Here is a 24,715-nt window from a genome sequence, read left to right on the forward strand (position 1 = left end):
ACCGGGCGCCTGGCCGGTGCCGCGCCCACGCTTCCCGGAAGATTCCCGTACGTCCGCCCCAGTGCTGCCGTGGTGGCAGTTAGGACGACGAGTACTGTGGGACTCGCTTCCGGTCCTCCCGGCGGGAGGCGCGCAGCATCAACACTCGACCGAGCAACTCGGACAGTCTGCCATATGGGGCGGGGCGGATGCCAATCGGGGCGGAGAGAATACCCCCATGGTGACGTAGGTCAAACGCAGGGGAGGAGACCGCCGAGTCCGACGAGGAGCACGCCGAGGCGGCCGTGCGCGCGTCCGCCTGATCGGCATCCTTCTCGGCACGGCCACCGCCGAAGTGCTCCAGTCGGGGGCAACACCCTCGTTGTGGGCACTGCTGAGCGGGGGCTTCGCCGCGGGCCGGGGCGGTCGTCGTCCGGGTCCTCATCCCGCACGCGGCCTCCGACGTCCCCGGGGCTGCGCTGGTCCGGGCGATGGCGACCCTGCTCACCGGTATCCTGCTCGGCATCCTGCTCTCCCGCACGGCGGCCGGGCTGCTCAGCGGGGCCTTCGGCCGGCGCGCGGTGTCCCTGGCCGCGTCCGGCACGCCGGCGGCCGTGGCCCAGCTCCTCGTACGGTGCTGCCGCCGTCTCCGCCGGACGTGTCTCCCGGACACGGCACCCAGCTCGCCGCCACGCTGCGGCCGGCCGCCACCGAGCCGGTGCTGCGCCGACGCTCACTGATCGGGGCGTGTTGCTTCGCGGCCTTCAGCGTCTTCTGGGCGACCTCGGCATTCCGGCCGGCCGGACCGCACTACGGCTGGGGATCATCTGCGATCGGGCTGTTCTCCCTGGTCGGCGCCGCAGGCGCGATCGCGGCCAAGGCGGCGGGCCGACGCGCTGACAGCGGCCACAGGGCGGGGCCACCGGTGTGCTGCTGTTGTGGGGTGTGATCGCGTTCGCGGCGACGTGGCCGGGCGGTCACAGCCTGCACTGGCCGGCGGCCGGCGCCCTGCTGATGGACGCCGTCGTCCATGCCGCCCACATGCTCACCATGAGCGTGGTCTACGACCCACCGCCCCTCCCGCCCGGTTCGCATCCGTCTGCATGACGTCGTACTACCTCGGCGGCGCGACGGGCTCCGGCCCTGGGCATCACGGCATACCGCATCGGCGGGGTGGGTTGCCGTCCCGGCAACGGGGGGCCGCGCTGCTGAGGCTGGGCCTGGTGGTGTGGGCCGCCGGCGCTCGGCGGCATACCCGATAACGCGGTCCAGGCGGCGGAGTGCACGGCGAGCCGAGGACGTGTTGACCCCCGCCGCGGCGCCGACCGGGGCGAACGCCCCGCCGACGGCTCACCCGCCGATCAGAGCCGGAACACTCCCCGCCAGGTCCATCCGGCGCCAAGGACGGCATTCTGCAGGGGATCGGTCATCTCCCGCGTGTCGAAGCGGAACGCTTCAACCTTGTGCCGACGGCCGTCGGGGCCTTGTTTCATCTCCCACTGCCGGTAGACCGCCGGCGCGTGCCCACGGCCGTACTGCGCATTGGCCTGACCGGACGAACGGTTTTCCCACCGCTCGTCCAGAGAGCGCACTTCCCGCTTCTCCGGGATCAGGCGCATCCGCGTCCTGAGCCTCACACCCATCCGCCGAACCGTGCACTCCGCCACGAGATCGGCCTTCTCGTCAAGGGAAGCGTTGCGCACGCGGTACGGCACATCCGGTCCATTGAGTGCCAACAGGGCGGCCCGGACCTCCGTCGCCGACAGCGGTGCGACACCGCTGTCGGGGTGCCTGGTGCCGGTCAGTCTTTCCCAGAGACGTCCCATCCTCAGGCACCCGCCGGGGCATCCGGGCGAACCGTGCGGACGAAGCCCTGAAAATCCCCCAGGACATCGTCGTGCTGGGACGCGGAGGCGGTCAGAGTCAACCGGATCACCGCATGCTTATGCGATTCCCCGACGTCCGGCAGGGACAAGTAGACCTGTGACTGGACGAGGTCGCGATGCGTCCCATTGACAACTGCCGAGAAGGTCAGCCGCTGCGTCAGGGCGGGCGCGTCGGCTGTCCCGACCTCGCGGCGGTGCGCCACGACCACCGACTCGGCGACCTCACGCAGGCGCTCGGCCGACTCGTCCGCGAGGTCGGTCAGCGTCACCGGGTCCTGCACCGCTTCGCCATCAATGGTGATGTTTGCGGCAAAGCCGGCATCCGGCTGCGGATGCACCGCAGCGAAGGCCACACAAGCAGCATCGGACTCTTCCGAACGGGCTGGGAGCCAGCCCTCCGGCAACCGGAACTCGATGGGCGTTGGCAGTGTCGCGGGCATTGCAGCCCTCCTTCTGGGCAAGTAGGTCAGAGCCAGTTGGCGACGTTGGTGACGGAGCTGAATCCCTCGCCAACCTTCTCAGCCGCGTCACCCAGCGCATCGGCTGCGGCGTCGGCGGTCTTGCTCAGCTTGTGTGGATCAACAGTGATCTCGAATCCCACCGAGCCGCCCAGGATCGGGGAGACGCCGGCTTTACCGCCGAGGTGATAAGCCCCGCTGTCGTCCTTCTTGTAACCCCACCAGGCCTCTGCACCGGGACCGGCCCACCCCTCGGCCGTCGCGCCGAAACCGATACCTGCGACTTCGCCACCCCCGGCTACGCTTCCCTTCGCCCCGGCAAACGCCTTCCCGCCGACGGTGACCTCGTCCTTGGTCACCTTGGCGTTGACCCCCGCCTCGGCACCGGCGAATCCGTCGGCCCGCGCATAGAGACTGCCGTAGGGACCGTACTCAGCCCGGCCTTCAGTCAATCCTCGCAGCCCGACGGATGCCTCGGCCTTGCCCACGACGCCCTTGTTGTTGAATCCGTAGTTCGCGGTGGCCCTGGCTCCTCCATAGCCGTCGACCACCCCGGCAAGCTTCAAGTCTCCGTTGGTCAGGGTGCCGTCCGCGGTCGCGTGGAAGAGGTCGGCGTACGCTTTGACGGACCCCTCCTTGCCGTACTTGGGGTCAGTGGTGACGGAGAAGCCTGCGTCGGGCCCGGTCAACTTGGTCTTGCCTTTGGCGTGCCAGCCGTCGGGCTTCGTACGGGCCTCCTTGGCCGCTGCTGCAGCCTCGGCGTCGTACTTCTTGATGTCTCCCTGCGCCTTGCCGTTGAAGCCATTGACTGTGCCGTCGCTGGTGTCAGAGTCGATCACGACGGCCTGGAAGGCAATCGCAACGCCCGCGTCCGCGTCATCCATGTTCTTCACGCACTGGTCGATGAGCGCTTGCCACGAGGCAACGGACTTACGGATGCTGTCCTGATAGTCGGGGTCGTGTGCCAGTGCCTGACGGTCCCCCGGGCTGAGCTTCCCGGTGTCATACGAGACCACGCCCTGGTCCGACACCTTCATCCCCTGGGCAATGGCGTCATCCCTGGCCGACTCGAGCTTCTTGCGCAGGTCCATGAACTGCGTGTGCGCGTCGCGGAAGAGTGAGGCGATGGCCTTTGCCTCGGTCCGGGCTTTCTGGAACTCCTTCAGCGTGACGTCGAAATGCCCGTTGGCGACGGTGGCGCTCATACCCTGCCACGCCGGCCCCATGGAGATCCCGTACACGTCCCGGCGGTAGGCGGTCTCCTGCGTATGAAAGTCCTTGGCCACACCGTCCCAGTGCTCGGCGGCCGTGGTGAGCGTGGAGAGATCGGTCGTCAGAATCTCGTGGTACGTCGGCATGAGTCCCCCGTTGAGTGAAGCGATGGCGTTTCCGACGGCGGCTGGATCAGTACGCGTCCAGCGAAGACGACGTCCGTACTCCGGCCGCGACTCCTGCGTCCGTCCCGGTGAAGACCCTGTTGGCCCCACGCAGCGCCGACTTCTCCGACCACAGCCGGTTCATCAGGTTCTGGACCTGCTCACCCCAGGTCTTGTACGCCTTGCTCACCGCGCCGGAGGTGAGCCATCCGCTGCCGTCCTTCGCGTCGAATGCCTTCACCACCGCGTTCGTCTGGTCTTTTGCAGCATCGCCCGCCTTCTTGGTGTCGGGCTCGATGTGCTGCTCGATCGCATTCGCCGCGGCCCGCTTCTGGGCGGGCGAGGACGCGAGGTCCGGCTTTCCGCCCGTGGGCCCGCCGCCACCAGGGCCGTCCGGCAGGTGGTTGAGCCGCATCCCGACGGCCCCTTGTCCAGCCGATCCTTCGGCTATGTGCTGGTCGCCATGTGCCTTTCCTGCCACGATGCCAACCCCCGTCCGCTCGTTGCGCGTTGGCGTATCACGCTAACAAATATCCTGTAGACGGGGGCAGTTGCGCTGCCGACCTAGCGATCACCGCCACCGCACCCGCAGGCCGACGACGAGGACGGTCGCCGCCACGGCGAACGTGGCAAGGAAGCAGCCGGTCCCCGCGACGATGCCGCCGACGTTCTGCTTCAGGTCCGGGAAGATCGGGTGGTAGCAGCCGTCGTAGCCGCCGCGCTCGCTGTTGTAGAACTCGCTGTCGGACGACCGGACGTTGAGCTTGCCCTCGGTCGCGATCCACTCGTGCGGGTCGAGCAGGACCGTGGTCAGGTCGCGGCGGTGATCGTCCGTGCCACGACATCGCGGTCTCCCTTTCCGCCGGCCCGGACCAGCGGGCAGACGAAGGGGTAGTCCGCGTGTACCCGCAGCTTTCCAGGGGGTCGTGGGCCCGGTCCGGGGTGCGCAGCGAGCGCCGCAGGTCGGGCAGTGTGTGGGCTGCCGCGGGTCGAGCAGGGCCGGCGCCGCGTCGGACTGCCCGCCGGGCAGCACGGCCGAGTCCAGGTTGGTGCCGACCAGGAACTCCTTGGTACGGCGCAGGGCGAGGGCCACGTCCTGCCGGCTCATCCCGCCCACGGCCTTCGCGGCCGGCACCTCGATGGCGTCCGCCCCCTCGGCCCATCGCTGGACGGGCGAGCCGCGGAAGGGGTCCTTGCGGGTGGGTGGTCCGGCGTGGTCGACCCCACCCCGGGGCACTCGAGGGCAGCGCCGTCTCGGCGGGCAGCGGTGCGGAGGAGGTGCGGTGACCGCCCGGAAACCGGTCCAGCGGCGGCGACGGCCGTACGGCTACGAAGGCGAGCCCCACCACCGCCGGCAGCACACCTATCGCCGAGCCCACAGTGCTTGCTCGATGAAGACCACAGACTCCTCGGGCGTGAGCGCCTGAGCCCGCATGATGCCATAGCGCAGGTCGAGGACCCGGAGCTGCCTGGGGTTCGAGACCGGGCGGCCCGCGAAGTCACCGTCGGTGGTTGGCATGACCTGAAGCTCCACGGGCGGCAACCGGGCGATGGGCTTGCGGGCCGGCCGCCAGGTTGGCAGCAGCGCTCGCGCGTACTCCCCCGCCTGCGCCACGGGCTCGATCTCGTCACGCCCGTCTGGCCCGGCTCCTCGCCATCGAGCAACTCCGCGCGTCCGGACTCACGTTGGTCGCGGCGCAGCACACGTGGCCGAGCCGGTGGCCGACGCGGCGACCCACGGCGGTGTGCCCGGGAGGAGCTTCCAGGTCACCCTCCACGTCGTCGGCGACGCCCTCCGCATCGAGGTGACCGACAGGCGCGGGGACCGCCTGCCCCGGAGGCAACTCCCGGGCGGCGAGGGCGAGTCGGGACGGGGCTGATTTTCGTGGCGGCGTTGGCCGACCGTTGGGGTGCCGCGCCGGGCAGGCTGCCATGCAAGACCGTGTGGGCCGAGATCACCATGCCGGCCCCAAGGTGAGAGAGCCGGCCACGGGCACGCGACGCGCTAGGACACCGGGCCGGCCGGAGGCCATGGGGCGGGGCCTGAGGGGGGTGGGCCCCACTGGGGTGGGGCGGTCCACGTGGCGGTGAGGCGGCGGCGGTGGCGGTGGCGGCGGACGGCGGTGACGACGGCGATGGTCGCGGCCGTGACGAACGCGGCGACGAAGCAGCCGATCCCCGCGAAGACGTTGCCGACGAACGCCCCCACCCGGGGCTTGTCCCCCAGCGCGAACTCGGCCGGCAGCTCCGAGGTGCAGGTGAGGGTGTAGCTGCCGGTGCTGCCGGGCTTCACCTCGAAGACGCGCTCCCAGGTGCGGGAGCCGGCGGTGACGCGGAAGGAGCTGGACGGCTGGGTCATCGAGCCGGACCGCATCTGGGGGATCCGGCAGTCGACGTGACCCGGCCCGGACTGGGAGACGTAGATCGCCTTGGTCTTCCCCTGGACGAAGCTGAAGGTGCGCGAGTCGCCGCTGGAGAAGCTGTGGGCGGTGTCGACCGAGTCCACGGTGTTCTTCAGCGTCACCGCGATGAAGGCGACACCGGCACCGGCCAGGACGAGCCCCAGCAGCCCGGCCACCACATACCAGAGGCGCCGGGGTCGCAGGACCTTCGCCGGGATGTTCGGCGGCGCAGGCGGCGGGCCGCCGTAAGGAGGGCCCCACGGGTACGGGTTCTGTATCGCCACAGGGGCGCATGGTACGGCAATCGCCGCGACCGGCCCCGGCCGGCTCCTGTTCGTTTCGAGACCTCTAAGCCCTTGTAAACGGTATGGAAAATGTGTGAATACTGTATGACTGCCCTGCGGACGGTCTGAGCCCGACTCGTCGGCGGGCCCCACCCATGCCACAAAGCCGGAGAACTGCGTGAAGATCTCGTTCCTCATCCACAATGTGTATGGCCTGGGTGGGACAAACCGGACGACGATCAATCTCGCGACGGCCCTGGCCGAGCGCCATGAGGTGGAGATCGTGTCGGTGTTCCAGAGCACCGACGCACCGCTGTTCACCGTGGACCCGCGGATCAGGCTGACCAGTCTCATCGACACGCGCGAGGTCCCCGAGAAGGACCGGTCCGTACCGGCCAGGGTCTTCCCCGCCGCCGAGGCCCGCTACCACCAGTACAGCACGGTGACGGACGAGCGGGCCGCCGCGCACTTCCGCCGGAACAGCCCGGATGTGCTCATCGGCACGCGCCCCGGCCTGAACGTGTACGTCGCCCGCTTCGGCGGCGACCGGACGCTGCGCATCGGCCAGGAGCACATCACGCTCGCCTCGCACTCGGAGGCCCTGCGTGCGGACCTGAAGAAGGCCTACGCACGCCTGAACGCATTCGTCACGGTGTCCGAGGCCGATGCGGCCAACTACCGCAGTGACATGGCCATTCCGGGGCTGCCGATCGTCTCCATACCCAACAGCGTCCCCGCGCCGTCGGTCTCCCCGGCCGACCCCGCCGCCAAGACGGTCGTCGCCGCGGGCCGGCTGGCGGTCGTCAAGCGGTACGACCTGCTCGTGCAGGCCTTCGCGCAGGTCGCCGCCAAGCACCCCGACTGGCGCTTGCGGATCTACGGCGACGGCGGCCAGCGCGGGAAGCTGCGCTCCCTGATCAATGACCTCGGTCTGTACGACCAGGTCCATCTGATGGGGCTCGCCTCGCCGATCGAGGCCGAGTGGGTCAAGGGTTCCATCGCCGCGGTGACCTCGGACAGCGAGTCCTTCGGCATGACCATCGTGGAGGCGATGCGCTGCGGGGTCCCGGTCGTGAGCACCGACTGCCCGCTCGGCCCGCGTGAGATCATCCGCGACGGCGAGGACGGCCTGCTGGTCACGCCGGGAGACGTCGACTCCATCGCCGCGGGCCTGCTGCGGCTGATCGACGACGAGGGCGCGCGGGCCGCGATGGGTGCCGCCGCTCGCCGCAACGCCGAGCGGTTCGACCCCGCCGCGGTCGCCGTGCGCTACGAGGAGCTGTTCCGTGAGCTCGGTGCCGGCCGCTCCGCCGCCGCGCCCGTCCGCCCCTCGCTGTGGGGCCGTCTGCTGCGCACCCGCGCCGACCGGACGGCGGAGACGCCGGCGGCGGGGTCGCGGCCGTCCGCGTCGTCGGCGCCGGCTCCGATGAGCGGGTCCGTCCAGGCCGGCGCGGACGGCTCGCTGCGCGTGGTGACGGCGCCCACCGCGCCGGTCGACAAGGGCGAGCTGCTGCTGATCAGGCGCGGCGGCGAGGACCGTACGACCCTGCGCGTGCCGCTCGTCCGTGACGACAGCGGCCGGCTCTCGGCTCCCGTGGAGCGCACGCTGCCCCTGGGGAACGCGGTGTGGGACCTGTGGATCGCTCCGGCGAAGGGGCCGCGCAAGCGGCTGCGCAGCGAACTGCTCGACCTGCGGGGCCTGATGGACTTCCGGCCCGAGCCGCAGCTCTCCCCGGTGCGGGCGCTGCTGCCGTACACGACCGTGGACGGGTTCGTCGCGCTGAGCACCCGTGAGGCCGATGTGCACGCCGAGGTGCAGGGCATCGACATCGACGGCGGCGAGATCGGCGTGACGGTGCGCCTGTTCGGGACCGGCGCCGACGTCGAGGGGGTCGAGTTGCGGCACCGCGGCCGCGCCGACGCCCCGGTCCTGGAGCCGTCCTGGCACCGCGCGGGGGACGGGCTGCTGCACGCCCGCGTCAGCTGCGCGGACGTCGCCCGCCACCACCACGCGGAGCAGGACCTGTGGGACCTGTCGGTCCGCGTCGCCGGCCGGACCGAACCGGTGCGCGTCGGCGGCTGGTTCGGCGACGTCAAGGACCGCAAGAAGGTGTACGTGTACCCCGTCACGGTGTTCGAGGACACCCCGCGCGGACGCGCCCGGGTACGGCCGTACTACACGGTCGACAACGGCCTGTCCGTCAACGCCGTCGACCTGCCGTAACGGTCCCGCCCGGGGCAACCGGGCCATCGCTCCGGGCCGCCCTGCCAGAGGGGCCCGGAGCCTGAACGGTCATGACGCGTACGACGCCGCCCCGGCCCCTCGACATCACCGCAGTCTTCCCCGGACCGGCCCCGCCGGCCCGCACCGCCGTACGGCTGCATCCCCGGGCCGGCGCGCCGACCTGCAGTGACCGCCGGTCAGAATCTCCACCGTCCGGAACCGCGAGCTCTTCGGCGGGGCAGGGCCGCACTGTGTCGTGCTCAGAACACCAACGGGAGTTCCTTGACCCCGGTCATGCTCAGGCTGGGAAGGAACCGAGGCGGCCTTTCCGGATCGCTCCGCAGGTTCGGGAAGCGGTCCAGGAGGATGTTCAGCGCCACTCTGCCTTCCAGCCTCGCGAGCGGCGCTCCGATGCAGAAGTGTGCCCCGCGGCCGAACGCCATGTGCGGGTTCGGGTCCCGCGTCGGATCGAAGGTGTGCGGATCGGTGAACACCTTCGGATCCCGGTTCGCCACGCCGAGGAACGTCACCACCAAGGAGTCGGCGGGGATGCGCTCGCCGCCGAGTTCGACCTCGGTCGTGGTGGCCCGCGCCGTCCCGGCGAACGGGCTGAAGTACCGCAGCGCTTCCTCGATCGCCGCGGGGATCAGGCTCCGGTCCTCGCGCACCCTGGCGAACCACTCCGGATGGGTGTCCAGGCACAGGATCGAGTTGCCCAGCAGCATTGTGGTGGTGATGTGCCCGGCGATCAGCAGGACGTTGGAGAAGTTCACCACTTCGTTGTCGGTGAGGTGTTCACCGTCCACTTCGGCCTGAATCAGCTTGGTGATCAGGTCTTCGCGGGGATTCCTCCTGCGATCCTCCACATGTTCACGCAGATAGTCGGAGAGTTTCCGGACCTTCAGCATCGCGTCCTGAAGCCGCTGCCGCTGTCCTTCGGTCCGGTCGGCGAAGGAGAACTCCTGGGTGCTCTCCATCAGGGCGTCGCCCCATTCCCGGAATCTGTGCCGGTCCGAGCCGGGCACTCCGAGCAGTTCGGCGATGACGATGACCGGAAGCGGATAGGCCAGGTCGTTGACCAGCTCCATCCGGTTGCCGTCCGCGACTTCGTCGAGCAACTCGTTGGTCAGCTCGGCGATGCGGGGTTCCATATCGGCCACCATCTTCGGAGTGAAGGCATGGCTGATCAGTCCGCGGAGCTTTTTGTGCTCCAGCCCGTCCATCTGAATGAGGTTGCCCTCACTGAACTCCTCCTGGCCCTCCAGCATGTCCTTGGGTATGACGCGCTGTGTATGCGAGGAGAACGTCGCGGGGTTGGCCAGGACGTGCTGGACTTCCTTATAGCCGTAGACGCACCAGATTCCGGCCTGGGCGTCGTAGCGCACCGGGGCTTCCGGCGCCCGGCCACGTAGCCAGAACTGCGCCTCGTGAATTCCCCAGGTGTCGGCCATGGATGTCACGTTTCGTCATCCTTTGCTAGAGCGTGGGTATGGAATCCGATGGCGGAGGGCTTCGTCCCGGGCCCCAGAAGAAAGTCCCTGGACACGGCCACCGAAGCCAGGATTTCCATCGGCTGGTCCGTTGCCCGTCGAATTGGTGGCCGACCGAAGTGAAGCGGCCCGCTATGCGGCCGGCTTGCGCGCGGTGACCCGCTCGACGACGCCCAGCTTGCGCCGTTCCTGGTGCTCGATGACGAATCCGGCCCGCTGGACCAGCGGAAGCGGCCGGCGGGTCTGGTAGTCGCCGCACTGTCGCAGCATGTTCTTCTCGAGCATGCGCTGCCACCAGAAGATCAACCGGTGGTGGCTGCCCACGTGGTCGAGCAGCAGCAGCCGCCCCCCAGGTCGCAGCACCCGGTACATCTCGGCGATCACGGGCCGTTCGTCGGGCACACTGCACAGCCCGAGCGTGCAGACGACCGTGTCGAACGAGTCGTCCGCGAACGGCATCGCGTGGGCCTGTCCTTCCCGCAGTTCGATCTCCCGGCCCAGTGCGGCGGCGCGGTCGCGGGCCTGGTCCAGCATGGCCGGGCTCAGGTCGAGTCCGGTCAGGGACACCCCGGCCGGATAGAACTGCAGATTCAGGCCGGTGCCGATGGCGACTTCGAGGACTTCTCCCTTTGCCTGGCCGGCCACCCAGGAACGCCCGTCATCGAGCAGCATGCGTTCGAGACGCCCGGCGTCACGGTCATAGCGGGGAGCGTATTCCTGCCACAGTGCGAGGAGCCGCTGGTTCTCTTTGGTCACGTCGGTCACGTCGTTTCCCCCTTGTCGATCCGCCCTGTGTCCGCGCGGGGCCGGAACCCATCCGCTGCGGCGAACTCCCCGCACCGTACGCGGCATTAGGGCAGTGAACTGGCCGGATTTCGGGTCATGGTTCCAGCAGACTGTCCCAGAAAAATGTCGCCACCGGCCAGGCCGCATTGGCCGGATTCGCTCGCCCATATCCGCGACGGCTGTGCCGCAAGTGCCCCCTTCGACCGCCTTCTCGCCCATAACGGACCGACGGGGGCCCGTCGAAAGCCTTTACCGAACCACGCACCGGCGGTTCCCTGCTGCTTCGACCGCGTTAACACGTCGACATACCCGACCGGCCCCGATGTCATGCACGCAGGGCCACGTCCGCCGGCGTAGGTGCAGCATTTCTCCCCGTTGCGCCGCCAGCATCGTGCCGCACATCCTCTTCGACGGCCAGCCCTTTGCCGACACGTTGCCCGAGTGCCGCGAAGTCACCCTGTGACGGCACGTGCTCCCTACATGCAAAAAATGCGTCCCGACCAGCAGTGATAGGACACGCAACCGAAGGGACCGGCTCCACATTGCTTGACAGCCTGGACCGCGGTCGGTGACGATCGGCCCACGGCGGTCCACCAACCGCCGTCGGCCTGAGTTTCTCAACGGGGGAGAATCTATGGACGTCAGTACGCCTGCGTTACGGCGAATAACGTCTCTGGTGTCTCCGTACGGCCTTGTGTCCCGCACCGCGGCCCTGCCAGTGGCCGACGGCGATCCGGACTTCACCATCCGCGTCGCCGGCATCGGCGACCCGTCGAAGGTCCTGCACAGCATGCGGGGCTGGAGCAACGACGGGGACCTGGGCAATGTCGACGGTGTGGGCAGCGCTCTGGCCGGCGAGCGGGCCAGGCTGATCTCGATCGCCGAGGCGCTCGAACGGTACTCGGTCTGCGCCTGGCACGACGAGGACATCGTTGTCGCCGCCGAGGACGAGCTCACCGAGGAGTTCGTCTCGCCGACGCGCTGGCCCCAGTGCTCCGCGAGCGAGTTCGCTCGCGACGACTGCGGTCTGGTCCCGTACGACCCGGCTGTTCCGATCAGATGGGTCCGGGCCTGGTCGCTCACCCGGCGGTGCTCCGTCCTCGTCCCGGCCATCGCGGTGTACCTGCACATGGCACCGCGGTCACGGTCGGAACGTTTCACCCGGGGCATCACCACGGGAGCGGCCGTCCACTCCGATCTCCGCGGCGCGGTGCTCGGCGGGCTGCTCGAAGTCGTGGAGCGGGACGCGCTCTCGATCGCGTGGCTGCAGCGCCTGCGGCTGCCGCACCTGTCGGTCGATCCGGAGCTGCTGGAACCGCTCGAACGCGCCTACCACGCGACGGGAACCGCGCGTCACCTCGACGTCCGGCTCTTCGACGCGACGACGGACTTCGGCATCCCTGTGGTGTACGCCGTGCAACTCTCGCCCCACGAAGACCGGTTGGCCCAGATCGTCTGCGCCACGTGCGACGTCGATCCGCGGCGGGCCGTGGCCAAGATCTACCGCGAACTCGCCGCCGTGCGGGTGGCGTTGCGCGCCGCGGTGGACAGCCGGCCGGCGGGGCGGCCCGACGACGGGACCGTCAGCGTGATCGGCTCGGCGGCCTACAACGCCTCGGCCGACCGACGGGACGCCTTCCGGCACCTGCTGGAAGGCGAGCGGGACGTACGACGCCTCGACGAGCTGCCCGACCTGTCCGCCGACCCGGACCCGCTGGCGACCGCGGTGTCCCGGGTGGCCGCGCGGGGGGCCGAGGTGCTCGTGGTGGACGTCACCACGGACGAGGCACGACAGGTCGGCATGCACGCCGTCAAGGTGCTGGTCCCCGAGGCCGTGCCGCTGTCGTTCATTCACAGCGAGCGCTACCTCGGCACGGACCGGCTCTACACCGCGCCCACGGCGATGGGGCACGAGAGCCACGGCGAGGAGTCGCTGAATCCGGAACCACAGCCCGCTGCGTAGATAGGGGACAAGGCACGTGCTGTCCGAGCAATCAGAGGGATGCCTGTACCTGGTGAGAGACGCGTTCGGGGAGCAGTACGCCGACGCGTACCAGGCGGCGGCATCGAGCCGGGTGACCGGCAGTGAACTTCCCGACGACGACCGGCTGTTGCACGCCGCGGTGATCGCCGCCGTCTACTCCGGGCAGGACGAGAAACTGCGTGACGCGCTCGACCGGCTCGGATTCGAGCGGGGCGTCCCGACGGTGGCGGTCGAGCTGCTCCCGACCAGGATCGTATGCGGTCCGGCCGTGATCCCCGGAGCCACGGCCTGCTACGACTGCTACCTGCGGCGCGTCGAGCAGCACCGGGACCCCGGGCAGGCCGATCCCGTGGGCGAGGCGACCCGGGGACTGCCGGAGGGCTTCGGCCGGATGCACCTCGCGATCGCGCACGGTCTGCTGACGCTGGCCGTGGCCGAGCTGCGCACGGGCCCGGTGGGGCTCGGCGGCACGGTACGGACGTTCGACCTCGTCACGGGGACGCTGTCGACCGCGTCGACGGTGGCGGTGGACCGCTGTCCGCGTTGCGGTGCCCGATGGGGCGACCGGCGGACGGGCATCGACGCGATGGCTGGTCTCACGTGAGTTTCTCGCTTCGGGGGAGGAGTGCAAGCGATGGGTGTTGAGCTGAGGGCGGATACCCTCGGACGGGTCGCGCGTCATGACAAGCAGATCGCTGTCCCCGTCCGCCCCGTACTCCGCAAGGGTGTCCGGCTGCGCCGGTCCGGCGACGCCGTGATGCTCGACGGCGCGGACAAACGGCAGGTCTTCACCGGGAAGTTCGCGCGCGGCCCGCTCGGCCGGCTGGCCGCCGCTTGTGACGGTGCCGCCGCGCATGCCGATCTCGCCGCCGCGGTGGGACTCGACGAGGCGGTCGTCCACAAGGCCCTGGCCCTGTTGTGGGCGTCAGGGGCCTTGGAGGAGGGCACCCAGGACGGCGAACACCCGGCGCTACCGCCCGAGCTCGCCTGCCTGCTGTCACGGCTCGGCAACTCCACCGGAGTGAACCCGTCCTGGACCGACGCCGCGGCGAGGCTCGGTCGCGCCACGGTCCATGTGGCCGGACACCGCCCTCTGGTGGAGGCCACGACGAGCTGCCTGAGCGGGGTGTGCGAGGTGGTCGACGACATCGATCGGCTGCCGGTCGCCGACGACGCCTTCGTCGTCTTCTTCGAGACCCGGCAGTCCCAGCCGGAGCTCGTCGAACTGCGGCGCCGATGTTGGCTGGAGAAGCGACCCCTGTTGCGCGTCCGGGCCGACAGCACCTCGATGGTCATGGGACCGTACGTGGACCCCGCGTTCACCCCGTGCCTGGAGTGCGGCGTGTCGGGCGAGGACGACCTGTCTGACGATCCGCCGCAGCACGCGTACGACCTCGTCGCCGGCCTCGTCGCCCATCACGTGCTCGCGCTCGTCTCGCGATCGATCCGGACCTACCTGCCGCTCGATGCGGGCATCATCGACCTGACCACCCTGGCGACGCGACACCGTCCGAGCGCGACCCGCCCCGGGTGTCCCACTTGCTCGTTCAGCGAGGGCACGACGGCCTCCGTGCCGCCGTCCAGCGCGACATACGAGGCGGCGGTGGCCTTGCCACCGCGCAGGTTCCTGGACCCCAAAGGGCATCTGGCCCATTTCCAGTCCTCGAACATCAAGCTGCAGTTCGAGTTCCGGAGCTGGCCCAGCTGCCCGCGGCTGGCGCTGCCCGAGGCGGACGTGTCGAGGCTGGCCGGAGCGCCGGCCGAAGACCGGGCGGACCTCGGCCGGCCCGATGTCGCCCTCCTGCTCGCGATGGCGTTCGGCATCCGCGAGCGGACCGAGGGGTGGGTACAACGGTGGACCGCGGCCGGCGGGAACATCGGCTCGGCGACGGCCTATGTGGTGAGCCGTGACGAGGCCGTCCTGCCCGTGGGCGGGTACGCGTACCGCGACCAGGACCACTCCCTCGCACAACTCACCACCGACGAGCTGCCGGGCGACCGGCCGCTGCTGCTGGTCGTGACCTCCAATCTCAAGAAGATCGCCGCCAAGTACGGCACGTTCGGGCTCCGGCTCTCGCTCTGCGACGCGGGCGTCGGACTGTCCACCGCCCGGAGGGTCACCGACCACCTGAACCTGGACTATTCGCTCGTCACGGATTGGGACGACCACCTGCTGAGTGAGTACCTGGGCCTCTCCCCCGCCGAAGAACCCATCGCCGCGGTCATGGAAGTGGGCTGATTCGATGCGATCCGACACGTCCATGATGCAGCCGCTGCTCGACGGCTTCGCCGCTCGTGCCCGGACGAGCGACGGTCTCGCGGCACACCGGTCACCGAAGCCGTTCGCGGACGCCACGCGCGTCGCCGTCGATGAGCAGGAGGCGGCCCCCGGGCACCCCCGCGATCTGGCCGCCACCCTCCTGACACGCCGGTCGTCCCTGCACTACGCGGACACACCCGTGCGCACGGATCTGATCCTGAGCCTGGTGCAGAAGACGTTGCGGCGCGACTCCGACGGCTGGCAGCTCGATGACGACACCGGCCCGCTCGAGGCGTTCGTCTTCGCGCTGCGCAGCGAGGGGAAGCCGGCCGGGGTCTACCGGGTCACCGCGCGGGAGGCGTCGTACATCGCCCCGGCCTCGGTCGTCGGCGATCCCGAACTCCTCGGTGTCCAGCGCGAGTTCGCCGACGCGGCGGGAATCGTCAGCGTCTACGCCGACATCGACCGCGCGGACTCGTGGGCGGGATCGCACGGCTACCGCCTCTGCGCGGTGCGTGCCTCCATGGCCCTCTACGACTTCCACCTGAGATGCCAGTCCCACGACCTCGTCGGCACCATCTTCGGCGGGTTCATCGGCTCGGCCGTCCGGAATCTGGTCCAGAGCGACGGTGCGACCCGGCACCCCCTGCTCGCCGCGACCTACGCCCACCCGGCGCCCTGATCACAGGCCTCGAAACGCGCCCATCCCCCACCCCCGTCGACGGTCATCCGGCGACGCGACATGCTGCGCGACGAAAGCGAGTGAATCGATGTCCTACGAGGGTGCGTCCCGCGCGGACGGAGTCGTCCTCGCCCGCCCGGACGTGTCCGCGCTGCGGACGAAACACGGAGCGTGGATCGGTGTCGGCTCCGCGTCCTTCACGATCAAGGGTGCGTCCGCCTTCGGCGTGGTCTCGACGCTGCTGGACCGGTCTGACGGCAGTCGCACCGGTGCTGACCTGGTCGGTGCGTTCCCGGCCGGGTCACGCGCGGCGGTGTCGCGCGTGCTCGACGCGCTGGTGACCCGTCGGTGCGTCACCGTCCTCGACGCGCCGATCGCCCATCAGGTCACCGCCAAGGGCCCCGCGGCGGAGTGGCTGATTCCGTTCTTCTCACAGCTGACGGACGAACCGGTGCGCGCGCTGGACCGCGTCCTCGCCACCGCCCTCCACCTGTACGGCGGCACCGACTGGCTCGCGCGCCTGCGCCAACTCCTGGCCGGTTCACCGCTGTTCGGGCTGAGGACCGAGTACCACACCGTCTCGGACGAGGATCCGCTGCCGCTGTGGGAGGACGCGGGCCTGGTCGTCATCGACGCGGACAGCCTCCCGTACGAACGCACCGTGCGACTGCAGGACGCGCTGCTGGACCGCGGCGTACCGCACGGCATCGTGGGCGAGGCGGGCCGACGCCACTGGATCCTCTGGTCCGACGACACGTCGACCGGTTGCTGGGCCTGCCTGTGCCGGTACGGTCGCACGGCGCGGCCCGGCGCTCCGGCCGGCACCGTGTCACCGGCACCGGACGACTTCACCGCGGCGGCCGTGATCCACGCGATCTACCAGCGCACTGCCGGGCTCGGTGAGCACACGGCAGCAGCGGTGGCCATGCCCCTCGACGCGAGCCTGCCGGCGGTGAAACCGCATCCCGCGTGGTCGGCGGCGGGCTGCCGCTGCCACCGCGCGGTGGTACCACCCGCCACCGGTGACCGGCGCGACGACGCGGAAGAGGCCCTGGTCCGCAGGAACATCGTCAGTCCCGACGACGACAGCCGGCTGGACGACGACCACGGGCACATCATCGACGTCCTGGCCGGCTGGACGGACGAGTTCGCCGGCCCCTTCCGCTACCTGGACGGGGGCGACCTGCCCCAGGTCCCGTTCGGACAGGCACGGGCCACCCTCCTCGTCGGACCTGCCGGGACGCGCGAGATCACCGCCGCCACGCTGTCGTCCCGGGAGGCCCTCTACCAGGCAGCGCTCAACGGCCTCGAACTCTTCGCCGCGCAGCACGACGGACCGCGGCCGACACTCAGCGCCGGATGGACTCTGGACGAGGCGGTCTACCGAGCCCTGCTGAGGCAGTCGATGGCGACGCCGGCGGACGGCCCCGAGTTGGTGCCGCTGTCCGACGACGACCTGGGGCACGACGAGTGCGCCGCATTCAGCCGGTACATCCAGCGGGGTGTCGAGCGCACCGCCGGCTGCGAGGCGCCGCAGTGGTCCGGCACCCGCCTGCCGAACGGCGTCTACCGGGTCCTGGGGCGCGCCGCCGGAGGAACGGTCACGCAGGGCGCGGGCGCCTGTTACGCGGAAGCGGTGTCGATGGCGTTGCTCCGGCTCGTCAACGACGACGGCGCCCTGGTCCCGCTCAACCCCCACTTCCGTGACTGGGCCGAGGTATGGCGGCACATCGCACGGCCGCGATGTACGGAGGTGACCGCGCACACGGTTCCCTTCGCGCGGCACCAGGTCCGACTGGTGGAGATGGCATGAGGACGCAAACGCACGTTCCACCCGCCGCGGACCTGGTCTCCGCGCTGTCGGCCGACGCCGGCGCACCCACGCCCGCGGAGGTGCTCCTGGGACCGCTGACCGACCCCACACGGATACACGCCGACGGGGCCGGAACGGGGCGGAGCATAGCCGTGTTGTTCTGGTGCGGCAGCGTCTACGTCCTGGCCTACGACCGGGCGGACCAGGGGGGCGGCGGATGCCCGCGGTGCCTGGCGTGGTCCCTCACCAGGCACGTGGACTCGGCCGACCTGCCGTTCGAGGAGGCGTCCGACAGCGATTCCGCGAAAGGCGCGCGCAGCGACGCGCTCTGGCGGCAGGCCGGTCCCGCGGTGCGCACAGTCGTCACTCGGACCGCGGCACTCTTCCTGCGGGAGAACCCGCCCGCCGGAACGCTCGCCATGGTCGACCGAGCCGGCGGCACGGTGCGACAAGGGCTCGTACCGCCGAGGACGGGATGCCCGGCATGCCAGTCGGCGACGACCACGACCACGGTCGCCTTCGGCTCCGCGCCCGAGCTGCTCGAGAAGTCCGAGGGTGCGCTCCGGGCCGGCCGCCCGCTGCCGCCGACACTCACGTCCGACTACATGGGACCGCACTCGCTGTTCAGGGAACCGCTCGCCGATCTGGACGGCCCCCTCCCCACGGCGCAGGTGGGCCTGCCGCTGGGCAACGGCATGCTGGAGCCCGGGGTCGGGCGCTCCCGGAGCTTCGCCAAGAGCCGGACGACCGCGGTGCTGGAGGGCCTGGAGCGTCTCGCGGGCTTCTGCCACCAGCCGGTCGACGGCACCGTGGAGGCCTCGCTCTCGGAGCTGGGGACACGGGCCATCGACCCCCGCACCCTCGGCTACCACTCCGCCGACCAGTACGCGCGCGAGGACTTTCCCTGGACGCCGCTGGATCCGGCCGAAACGGTGGAGTGGGTCCCGGTCACACCCCTCGGCGAAGGACCCGCCCGGTACCTTCCGGAGGTCGCCCTGTCGTGGGTGCGCCGCCCGGGGACGCGGCAGCCGTTCTTCTACGACACGTCGAACGGCTTCGCGCTGGGCCAGAGTCACGAGGAAGCGACCCTGCACGGGCTCTTCGAGATCGTGGAACGGGACGCCTTCCTGCTCACGTGGTACCGCAAGCTGCTCCTCCCCGAACTCACCCTGGGACCGGCCGACAGCGACGTCAGGGACCTGATGGAGCGCGTCGAAGTGGTCACCGGATTCCGGGTCCGGCTGTACTGGGCGACCTTGGACATCGAGATCCCGGTCGTGCTGGCACTCGCCCAGCGCGACGCGGACTCGGGTCCCTGCACGCTCGTGTCGACGGCGGCCGGCCTGTATCCGCGGGCGGCGGCCGAGTCGGCCATCTTCGAGGTGGCCGCGCGCGTGGCCTCCATGCGGTGCGTGTACGACGACGACCCGGAGCACCGGCAGCGGCTCGCGGAGGACCACGACTCGCTGGTCACCATGGACGACCACAGCCTGCTCGGTGCGCTGCCCGCCTCCCGCGACTGGTTCGCGTTCCTGACGACGCCGGACCGGCCCGAGGTCAGTCTCAGCGCGGCGGCCGCGGCAGCCCCGGAGTTCGGCACCCTCAAGGAAGACCTCGACTACGTGCGCACGCGGATCGAGGCCGTCGGCAGTCACGTCTACGCGGCCGATCTCACCACGCCGGAGCTGCGCTGGCGCGGGCTGGTGTGCACACGCAGCTTCGTCCCCGGATGCCTGCCGATGACGTTCGGGCACCGCACACGGCGCATGGAGGGGCTGCCACGCCTGCACGGCGGACGGCTCCCCCACCCCTCGCTGCTGCCCGACGACCAGACCCCGGCGGACGTCCCGCCGCACCCCTTTGCGTAGCCCGCTGGTAAGAGAAAGAGAGCCCTTTCGTGCGATCGGATGAGCATGCGGAGCCGCCGGCTGAGTCCACCGCGAGGGTCAGCCCCTACGTCCTCTTCCGGCGTAGTCGGCTGCCGGTGACAGAACTGGCGGACCTCCGGTTCGACGAGACCTGGGAGCGGATCGAGGAGAGCCGCCGTCTCCGGGTGGAATGTGCGCGGCGTGCGGAAGAGGTGTCCGACCGTCTGGCCGGGGTCGTCCCGCACGTGGACGAGTCGGTGCGTGCCGAGCTCGTCAGGCTGCGCCGTGACGTCTACAACCAGCGTGCCGAGCCGGCGGCGCGGCGGATCGCCGTCGTGGAACCGCACCTGGAGAAGGACACGGTCGCCGGGCTGCGGGAGTGGTTCGACCTCGTTCGGCGGACGCGGCGCTGCGAGGACGAGGCACAGTCGCTGTTCGACGCGAGGACGCAGTCGGCACGCGCCGGTTTCGCCCGGCTCTTCGAGCACGACTCGATGGCGAGGAGCATCCAGCTCTCGGGCGACCAGCTCTACGAGAGCCTGCGCCGGTACACCTCGGGCGAGATGCGTTCGGCCAAGCCGAGCCGGCTGCGCGTCCTTGAGTCCACGCTGGTGAACTTCGCCTATCGCGCCGCGCTGAAGCCGTCGCCCTTCGGCCGGTTCACCGAGGTCGGAGCCTTCCCCACGGATCTTCCCGAGGCCGAACACGCCGTGTCCGAGCCCCGGACGTACTCGACGTCGACCCTGAACCGGGTGCTGGTGAACTGGCTGGTCGCGGGACTGCGACGGGTCGATGGCGGTATCGACCTCTGCCAGGTGCTGCTGAACTCGTCGCTGCGCGCGGACGACAAGACGGTCGAGTTCATCGGGGTCGTCCCCGACGCCGACGGGGAAGGCCTCTCGGAGACGGTCGTCAGGCTCAAGCGCGACAAGGTCGTCAACTGCATCCTGACCGTCATGGACTCGGGCACGGCGTCGGTGCCCGAGGTGCTCCGGGCGCTGACCGAGTTGACCGGCAAGGAGGAGGCCAGCCGGAAGGCCCTGCGGACGATGCTGCTTCTCGAGCTGCTGTACGTCTGCCCCGGCTTCGACGAACAGGACCCGGGATACTCCGAGAAGCTGGCGGGGGTCCTGCGCGCCGGGACGACCGCGCCCGTAGCCGCGTTGAGCGGTCACCTCGACACCCTCGTGGAACTGGAAGCGGCGCTGTCCGACGCGCCCACGGAGAAGCGCAGGCCGCTGCTGAGCGCCGCGGACCAGGCTCTCACCGGCATCGCCGAGGTGTGCGGGCTGGAGGCGCCCCCCGCCGAGATCACCCGGGCGCCGGTGTACGAGGACCTCTGGACGCCCGACCGTCCCGCCACCTGGAACCGGGAAGCCGTGGCCAAGAGCGTCCCCGCGCTGGAGAGCCTGTGGCGGCTGTCGTCGATGCTCGACTACGGCCACGCGAAGCGGCTGGGCGTGTACGCCTTCGCGGCGGACACCTTCGGCGACCGCGACACCGTGCCTTTCCTGACGTTCTTCGAGAAGCTCGTACAGCTCTCGGAAGCCGAGCAGGACGCGGTGTTCTGGGGGCGTTCCGCCGCGGCGTCGAAGACCTTCATCGCGCAGCGCGACCAGGCCCTGCGGGACATCGGCCGGCAGCTCGTACCCGAGGACGGCGTCGTCCGGATGTCCCCCGAGGCCCTCAAGGACGCGTGTGCGGGCGTGGAGGACTGCGTCGACCCCGACTCGATCACCTTCCGGGTCCAGCTCGCGGGCGGCGCCCCGTCGCCCGCCGTCGTGGTGAACGGCGTCCTGACCGGATACGGCGTGTACTTCTCGCGCTTCAGCTCGTTCATCGAGGGCTCGGCAGCCGAGGGCTGGACGCTCCGGTCGGCCGTCCGGGAACACCTCAGGAAGGCGTTCCCCGGGCAGGTGGACCTCAACATGGTCGCCGGGCTCAATTTCAACCTGCACCCGCCGCTCACCGACCGGGTGCTGAACTACCCCGGCACCTGGCCCACCTCGCCGGAGATGAAGGCCTACAGCCTCGACAAGCTCATGATCCGGATCGACCACGCCCACCGCGGGCTGCTCCTCTGGGACCCCGAGCGCGACGAGCGCGTCCATCTGACCCCCATGAACTTCCTGCTCCCCATCGTGGTGCCGGTCCTCTACAACCTCATCGAGGTCCTGAGCCCGACCATCAGGTACAACTACGCGCCGATGGACAACATCGGGCGGGCGATGGGTCACCGCGGATATCCGGGCTCGTCCCCCCGGCTGATGGTCGGCGACGTCGTCGCCAGCCGCAGGACCTGGACGGTGCCCGCGCGCGAGATCCCCGAACTGTCCGAGCTGAGCAAGGACTCGTACCCGGCGCTGCTGCGCTTCGACCAGTGGCGCATCGAACAGGGCCTGCCCCAGCACGCGTTCGTGCTGACGCAGCGCCTGGACGAGTACAACCTGCTGTCCGGGCTGGTCGAGGAGATCCCACGGGACTGGACCGACTTCAACCACCTGCACAGGGCCAGTGTCCACAAGCCCATGTACGTCGACTTCCGCAATCCGTATCTGGTGCGCAGCTTCGCGAAGACCGCTCTGACGCGGGACGACGTCTACGTGTCCGTTCGAGAGTGCATGCCGGCGACCGACGAGTACGGCGGCTCAGGGCCGGCAGCGGCAGAGGAGTTTTTCGTTGAGCTCTACAGGGACTGAACCCGACGCCGAGTGGCGGCCCCTCCATGTCTATCTGCCGATGTCCCTCCAGCCCACCTTCCTGCGGGACGTGATCCGTCCCGTCGTGCGGGACGCCGGGATGCGGGAGCGCTTCTGGTACTTGCGGTACTGGCAGGGCGGTCCGCACATCCGGCTCAGGCTGCACCGGGCGTCCGACGAGACCGTCGAGTCGGTACGCGGCATGCTGGCCGCGGCGATGCCCACGCTCGACGCCGAGCAGGCCGCCGAGTACGAGGAGCAGTCCTCCCTCCAGCCGGGCCTGGCAGATCTCGAAGGGGCGAAGCCCGAGGAGGTCAGGGCGCCGGGCACCATCGAACCCTCCCCCTACTCGCCCGAGTACGCGAAGTACGGCGGGACCACGGGACTCCGTATCGCCGAAGAGCTGTTCCGCTCGACTTCGGCCGCGGTGCTGGATCTCCTCGCCGACCGGTCGGACCGTGAACTCCAGGCGTCGCCGGCGGGTCTGGCCATGCGCGTCATGGCCATGTCCCTCAAAGGTTCCGGGCTGGACGTGGAGCAGAGCCAGGATTTCCTCCGCGCCTATGAGAAGGACTGGCTCAGGTGGGTACCGCCCGGTTACGAGGAGAAATGGGCGGCCGTGTACGAGAAGACGCGGAGCAGGGTGACGAACCTGTGCGGCGCGGTCTGGCGCGACGGAGCCACCGACGTCTTCCACGACATCTATGCCACTGCGCTGAATTCCACACTCTCGGTACAGGAAAAACCGACGGGGAGTGACTTCGGGGAGCTCGCGCTCGAAGGAACCCCGTATGCCGGCTGCCTGGCCAACTACATACACACGACCAACAACCGCCTGGGGATTCTTCCGGCCGCGGAGGCGTTCCTGGCGTACGTCATCCGGAGTTCCCTGACCGAACTGCGGGTGCCGCACAAGGCTTGACCGGAGCGCAGGAATCCGTTCGTGACCATTTGGATTTCTCAGCTCTTGTCACCACAACTACCGCTATATGGCGGTAAGATGGAATGGAAACCGAAACCGAAAGGGAGGTGTTTCAAGTGGACGCTGCAGAGCAGCTCGACCTGAATGCGCTGGAGATCTCGGACCTGATTGAGGACTCGAGCTACAGCGACGAAACCCTGTCGCAGGTCATGGCGGCCTCGTGCACGACCACGGGCTGCACGACCAGCTCGTCGTCGTCCTCGTCGTCCTGACCGGACAGCGCATCATGTCGCTGTCGTCGGGCGCCATTCGCGAAATGCGCGCCCGGCGACAGTGACTCCCTGCGCCGGCACCGCCTGCGCGACATCATCGTCGCCTTCTTGATAAGGCGGCGAGGATAGTTGCTGCCGCCGGGCGCCATTCACCGAATGCGCGCCCGGCGCCAGCGACTTACCCGGAGATACGTATGGTGCATGTCTTTGTGACGATCCCCCTCGACGGGGGAAACAGAACGCTGCCGCAGGTGGTCCGCGGTTTCATCACCGACCTGTTCGGGCCGGCCCAGCCCGCCTGGCCGGGTGACTTCTACTTCGTGCGCACCTGGGAGCAGGCGACCGGACGCGACTGTCTGCAGATCAGCCTCGGGTCCGATACGGTCACGGCCGGCGAGGCGCGCGACCGCGTCCAACGCGCGGCGGACCGCCACGGCTTGCGTCCGGCCACGGCGGAGGTCCTGTTCGAGGAGATCCCCTCCCCGCTGTGGAACTCCGGCATCGGCGGGGACGGGTTCGACGCCGCGGCGAAGCGGCTCTACCGCGCCGTGGCGCCGGTCCTCGCCCGCAGCGTGTCGGAGATCGGCGGCGACACGGCCAAGGCCTACCTGCTGGCACTGCGCCTGATGGTCGCGAATTCGGGCGCCACCCTGCTGGAGTCCGAGCAGCGGCAGCTGTCCTCCCGCGACTTCCGCGAACTCCTCAGCCTCCGTATGCTCAGCTACCGCTCACACTACGAAGGCGCCAAGGCCGCGCAGGCCAAGGACCCTGATGCCTTCGAGCGTCGTTGTGCCGCCTATTACGAGAAATTGGGCTCGGCTGCCCGGGAATTCATCGGCGACTGCGCGTCAAACCCGTTGCCCGCCGCCGACGACCAGCCGGCTCGCGCCTGGGTGGACGTCGTCCGGCAGCACTTCGGCACCCTGCGCGAGGCATGCCGGGCCGGGCTCATCACCCACGACGGGCCCACGCTCGACGACTTCCACCAGACCCCCGACGCCGCGTTGTCGCGCAGCAGCTTCCACTCAAAGGAACTGTCGCACGAGATGTCGGACCTCCTGCACCGGAACCCGGATTTCCTGGCGTACCGGATTCAGACGAGCCTGCTGTACAGCTGTCTCTACACCATGGGATTCAACCTGGCTGAGCGGTTCCTTTTCTGCTACCTCCTCGCTCGCGCCAACGAGGAACTGGCAGGAAAGTCGACCGAGGAACTGGCGAAGGAACTCGACGCCGTCGCCAAGGAGCTCGCACATCCGTAGCCCTCCTACCGGAATCCGTCTGGATCTGGCTCCGCACGCCTCCAGCTACGCAATGGTCCGGCCGAAAT

The 24,715-nt window shown here is 69.7% G+C and carries 21 protein-coding genes and 2 pseudogenes; 14 read left to right on the forward strand and 9 right to left on the reverse strand.

Annotated elements, in window-relative coordinates:
• Positions 1-470 precede the first annotated feature (470 nt).
• Positions 471-719: a hypothetical protein gene (locus ABB07_RS15770; RefSeq protein ID WP_208899303.1), complete on the forward strand. Its 249-nt coding sequence runs from the start codon at positions 471-473 to the stop codon at positions 717-719.
• Between the two features lie 187 nt (positions 720-906).
• Positions 907-1,086 (forward strand): hypothetical protein, encoded by a 180-nt coding sequence (locus tag ABB07_RS15775; protein WP_208899304.1) that lies wholly within the window; start codon positions 907-909, stop codon positions 1,084-1,086.
• 254 nt (positions 1,087-1,340) lie between these two features.
• On the opposite strand, the gene ABB07_RS15780 is transcribed toward ABB07_RS15775, so the two are convergent.
• The 6 genes and pseudogenes from ABB07_RS15780 to ABB07_RS15805 form a co-directional block, all read right to left on the reverse strand.
• Positions 1,341-1,805 (reverse strand): hypothetical protein, encoded by a 465-nt coding sequence (locus ABB07_RS15780; RefSeq protein WP_208899305.1) that lies wholly within the window; start codon positions 1,803-1,805, stop codon positions 1,341-1,343.
• 2 nt (positions 1,806-1,807) lie between these two features.
• Entirely contained in the window at positions 1,808-2,305 is a 498-nt protein-coding gene (locus ABB07_RS15785) for a hypothetical protein (RefSeq protein WP_208899306.1), read from the reverse strand.
• Positions 2,306-2,331: 26 nt separating this feature from the next.
• Positions 2,332-3,681 carry a hypothetical protein gene (locus ABB07_RS15790; protein WP_208899307.1) on the reverse strand — a complete coding sequence of 450 codons (1,350 nt, stop codon included), beginning with the start codon at positions 3,679-3,681 and terminating at the stop codon, positions 2,332-2,334.
• A 46-nt stretch (positions 3,682-3,727) separates the two neighbouring features.
• Complete coding sequence (locus ABB07_RS15795) at positions 3,728-4,114, reverse strand: hypothetical protein (RefSeq protein WP_244189376.1); 387 nt, start codon at positions 4,112-4,114, stop codon at positions 3,728-3,730.
• A gap of 156 nt (positions 4,115-4,270) precedes the next feature.
• Positions 4,271-4,936, reverse strand: a complete 666-nt coding sequence (locus ABB07_RS15800) for a hypothetical protein (RefSeq protein WP_208899309.1) — start codon at positions 4,934-4,936, stop codon at positions 4,271-4,273.
• A 126-nt stretch (positions 4,937-5,062) separates the two neighbouring features.
• Positions 5,063-5,251, reverse strand: a pseudogene (locus ABB07_RS15805) (transcriptional regulator); the annotation flags it as partial.
• A 23-nt stretch (positions 5,252-5,274) separates the two neighbouring features.
• Between ABB07_RS15805 and ABB07_RS15810 the strand changes: the two are divergent.
• Positions 5,275-5,677, forward strand: a pseudogene (locus ABB07_RS15810) (ATP-binding protein).
• Positions 5,678-5,704: 27 nt separating this feature from the next.
• Here the strand turns inward: ABB07_RS15810 and ABB07_RS15815 are convergent.
• A complete protein-coding gene (locus ABB07_RS15815; protein WP_208899310.1) occupies positions 5,705-6,385 on the reverse strand; it encodes a serine/arginine repetitive matrix protein 2 in 681 nt (226 codons plus the stop codon).
• A gap of 178 nt (positions 6,386-6,563) precedes the next feature.
• On the opposite strand from ABB07_RS15815, the gene ABB07_RS15820 reads away from it, so the two are divergent.
• On the forward strand, positions 6,564-8,609 hold the full coding sequence (locus tag ABB07_RS15820) for a glycosyltransferase family 4 protein (protein ID WP_208899311.1): 2,046 nt from the start codon (positions 6,564-6,566) through the stop codon (positions 8,607-8,609).
• Between the two features lie 260 nt (positions 8,610-8,869).
• On the opposite strand, the gene ABB07_RS15825 is transcribed toward ABB07_RS15820, so the two are convergent.
• Together ABB07_RS15825 and ABB07_RS15830 are read right to left on the reverse strand one after the other, a co-directional pair.
• Complete coding sequence (locus ABB07_RS15825; RefSeq protein ID WP_208903465.1) at positions 8,870-10,060, reverse strand: cytochrome P450; 1,191 nt, start codon at positions 10,058-10,060, stop codon at positions 8,870-8,872.
• Positions 10,061-10,231: 171 nt separating this feature from the next.
• Positions 10,232-10,864, reverse strand: a complete 633-nt coding sequence (locus tag ABB07_RS15830) for a class I SAM-dependent methyltransferase (RefSeq protein WP_208899312.1) — start codon at positions 10,862-10,864, stop codon at positions 10,232-10,234.
• Between the two features lie 715 nt (positions 10,865-11,579).
• Between ABB07_RS15830 and ABB07_RS15835 the strand changes: the two genes are divergently transcribed.
• The 10 genes from ABB07_RS15835 to ABB07_RS15880 all read left to right on the forward strand — a co-directional run bounded on the left by ABB07_RS15835 (position 11,580) and on the right by ABB07_RS15880 (position 24,647).
• Positions 11,580-12,848 (forward strand): YcaO-like family protein, encoded by a 1,269-nt coding sequence (locus ABB07_RS15835; protein WP_244189377.1) that lies wholly within the window; start codon positions 11,580-11,582, stop codon positions 12,846-12,848.
• Positions 12,849-12,900: 52 nt separating this feature from the next.
• Positions 12,901-13,473, forward strand: a complete 573-nt coding sequence (locus ABB07_RS15840; protein ID WP_244189378.1) for a TOMM precursor leader peptide-binding protein — start codon at positions 12,901-12,903, stop codon at positions 13,471-13,473.
• Between the two features lie 30 nt (positions 13,474-13,503).
• A complete protein-coding gene (locus tag ABB07_RS15845) occupies positions 13,504-15,108 on the forward strand; it encodes a tpaE (RefSeq protein ID WP_208899314.1) in 1,605 nt (534 codons plus the stop codon).
• A 4-nt stretch (positions 15,109-15,112) separates the two neighbouring features.
• Positions 15,113-15,811 (forward strand): tpaF, encoded by a 699-nt coding sequence (locus ABB07_RS15850; RefSeq protein WP_208899315.1) that lies wholly within the window; start codon positions 15,113-15,115, stop codon positions 15,809-15,811.
• A gap of 88 nt (positions 15,812-15,899) precedes the next feature.
• Positions 15,900-17,624: a hypothetical protein gene (locus ABB07_RS15855; RefSeq protein WP_208899316.1), complete on the forward strand. Its 1,725-nt coding sequence runs from the start codon at positions 15,900-15,902 to the stop codon at positions 17,622-17,624.
• Positions 17,621-19,492 carry a YcaO-like family protein gene (locus ABB07_RS15860; RefSeq protein ID WP_244189379.1) on the forward strand — a complete coding sequence of 624 codons (1,872 nt, stop codon included), beginning with the start codon at positions 17,621-17,623 and terminating at the stop codon, positions 19,490-19,492. The genes ABB07_RS15855 and ABB07_RS15860 overlap by 4 nt, the downstream gene beginning before the upstream one ends.
• A gap of 116 nt (positions 19,493-19,608) precedes the next feature.
• A complete protein-coding gene (locus ABB07_RS15865) occupies positions 19,609-22,191 on the forward strand; it encodes a lantibiotic dehydratase (protein ID WP_244189380.1) in 2,583 nt (860 codons plus the stop codon).
• A complete protein-coding gene (locus ABB07_RS15870) occupies positions 22,172-23,113 on the forward strand; it encodes a thiopeptide-type bacteriocin biosynthesis protein (RefSeq protein ID WP_244189381.1) in 942 nt (313 codons plus the stop codon). Before ABB07_RS15865 ends, ABB07_RS15870 begins: the two co-directional genes overlap by 20 nt.
• A 116-nt stretch (positions 23,114-23,229) precedes the next feature.
• Positions 23,230-23,385, forward strand: a complete 156-nt coding sequence (locus tag ABB07_RS15875) for a thiocillin/thiostrepton family thiazolyl peptide (protein ID WP_086844216.1) — start codon at positions 23,230-23,232, stop codon at positions 23,383-23,385.
• A gap of 194 nt (positions 23,386-23,579) precedes the next feature.
• Positions 23,580-24,647 carry a hypothetical protein gene (locus ABB07_RS15880; protein ID WP_208899318.1) on the forward strand — a complete coding sequence of 356 codons (1,068 nt, stop codon included), beginning with the start codon at positions 23,580-23,582 and terminating at the stop codon, positions 24,645-24,647.
• Positions 24,648-24,715 lie beyond the last annotated feature (68 nt).

Origin of the sequence: Streptomyces incarnatus (assembly GCF_001027185.1) — a bacterium.
Taxonomy (GTDB): Bacteria; Actinomycetota; Actinomycetes; order Streptomycetales; family Streptomycetaceae; genus Streptomyces; species Streptomyces puniciscabiei.

Bases quoted from the DNA above. Each gene is read 5' to 3' on its own strand.
- ABB07_RS15880 (WP_208899318.1), top strand. From the start codon at position 23,580: ATGGTGCATGTCTTTGTGACGATCCCCCTCGACGGGGGAAACAGAACG.
- ABB07_RS15855 (WP_208899316.1), top strand. From the start codon at position 15,900: ATGTCCTACGAGGGTGCGTCCCGCGCGGACGGAGTCGTCCTCGCCCGC.
- ABB07_RS15850 (WP_208899315.1), top strand. From the start codon at position 15,113: ATGCGATCCGACACGTCCATGATGCAGCCGCTGCTCGACGGCTTCGCC.
- ABB07_RS15845 (WP_208899314.1), top strand. From the start codon at position 13,504: ATGGGTGTTGAGCTGAGGGCGGATACCCTCGGACGGGTCGCGCGTCAT.
- ABB07_RS15785 (WP_208899306.1), bottom strand. From the start codon at position 2,305: ATGCCCGCGACACTGCCAACGCCCATCGAGTTCCGGTTGCCGGAGGGC.
- ABB07_RS15795 (WP_244189376.1), bottom strand. From the start codon at position 4,114: ATGCGGCTCAACCACCTGCCGGACGGCCCTGGTGGCGGCGGGCCCACG.
- ABB07_RS15780 (WP_208899305.1), bottom strand. From the start codon at position 1,805: ATGGGACGTCTCTGGGAAAGACTGACCGGCACCAGGCACCCCGACAGC.
- ABB07_RS15770 (WP_208899303.1), top strand. From the start codon at position 471: ATGGCGACCCTGCTCACCGGTATCCTGCTCGGCATCCTGCTCTCCCGC.
- ABB07_RS15825 (WP_208903465.1), bottom strand. From the start codon at position 10,060: ATGGCCGACACCTGGGGAATTCACGAGGCGCAGTTCTGGCTACGTGGC.
- ABB07_RS15860 (WP_244189379.1), top strand. From the start codon at position 17,621: ATGAGGACGCAAACGCACGTTCCACCCGCCGCGGACCTGGTCTCCGCG.
- ABB07_RS15790 (WP_208899307.1), bottom strand. From the start codon at position 3,681: ATGCCGACGTACCACGAGATTCTGACGACCGATCTCTCCACGCTCACC.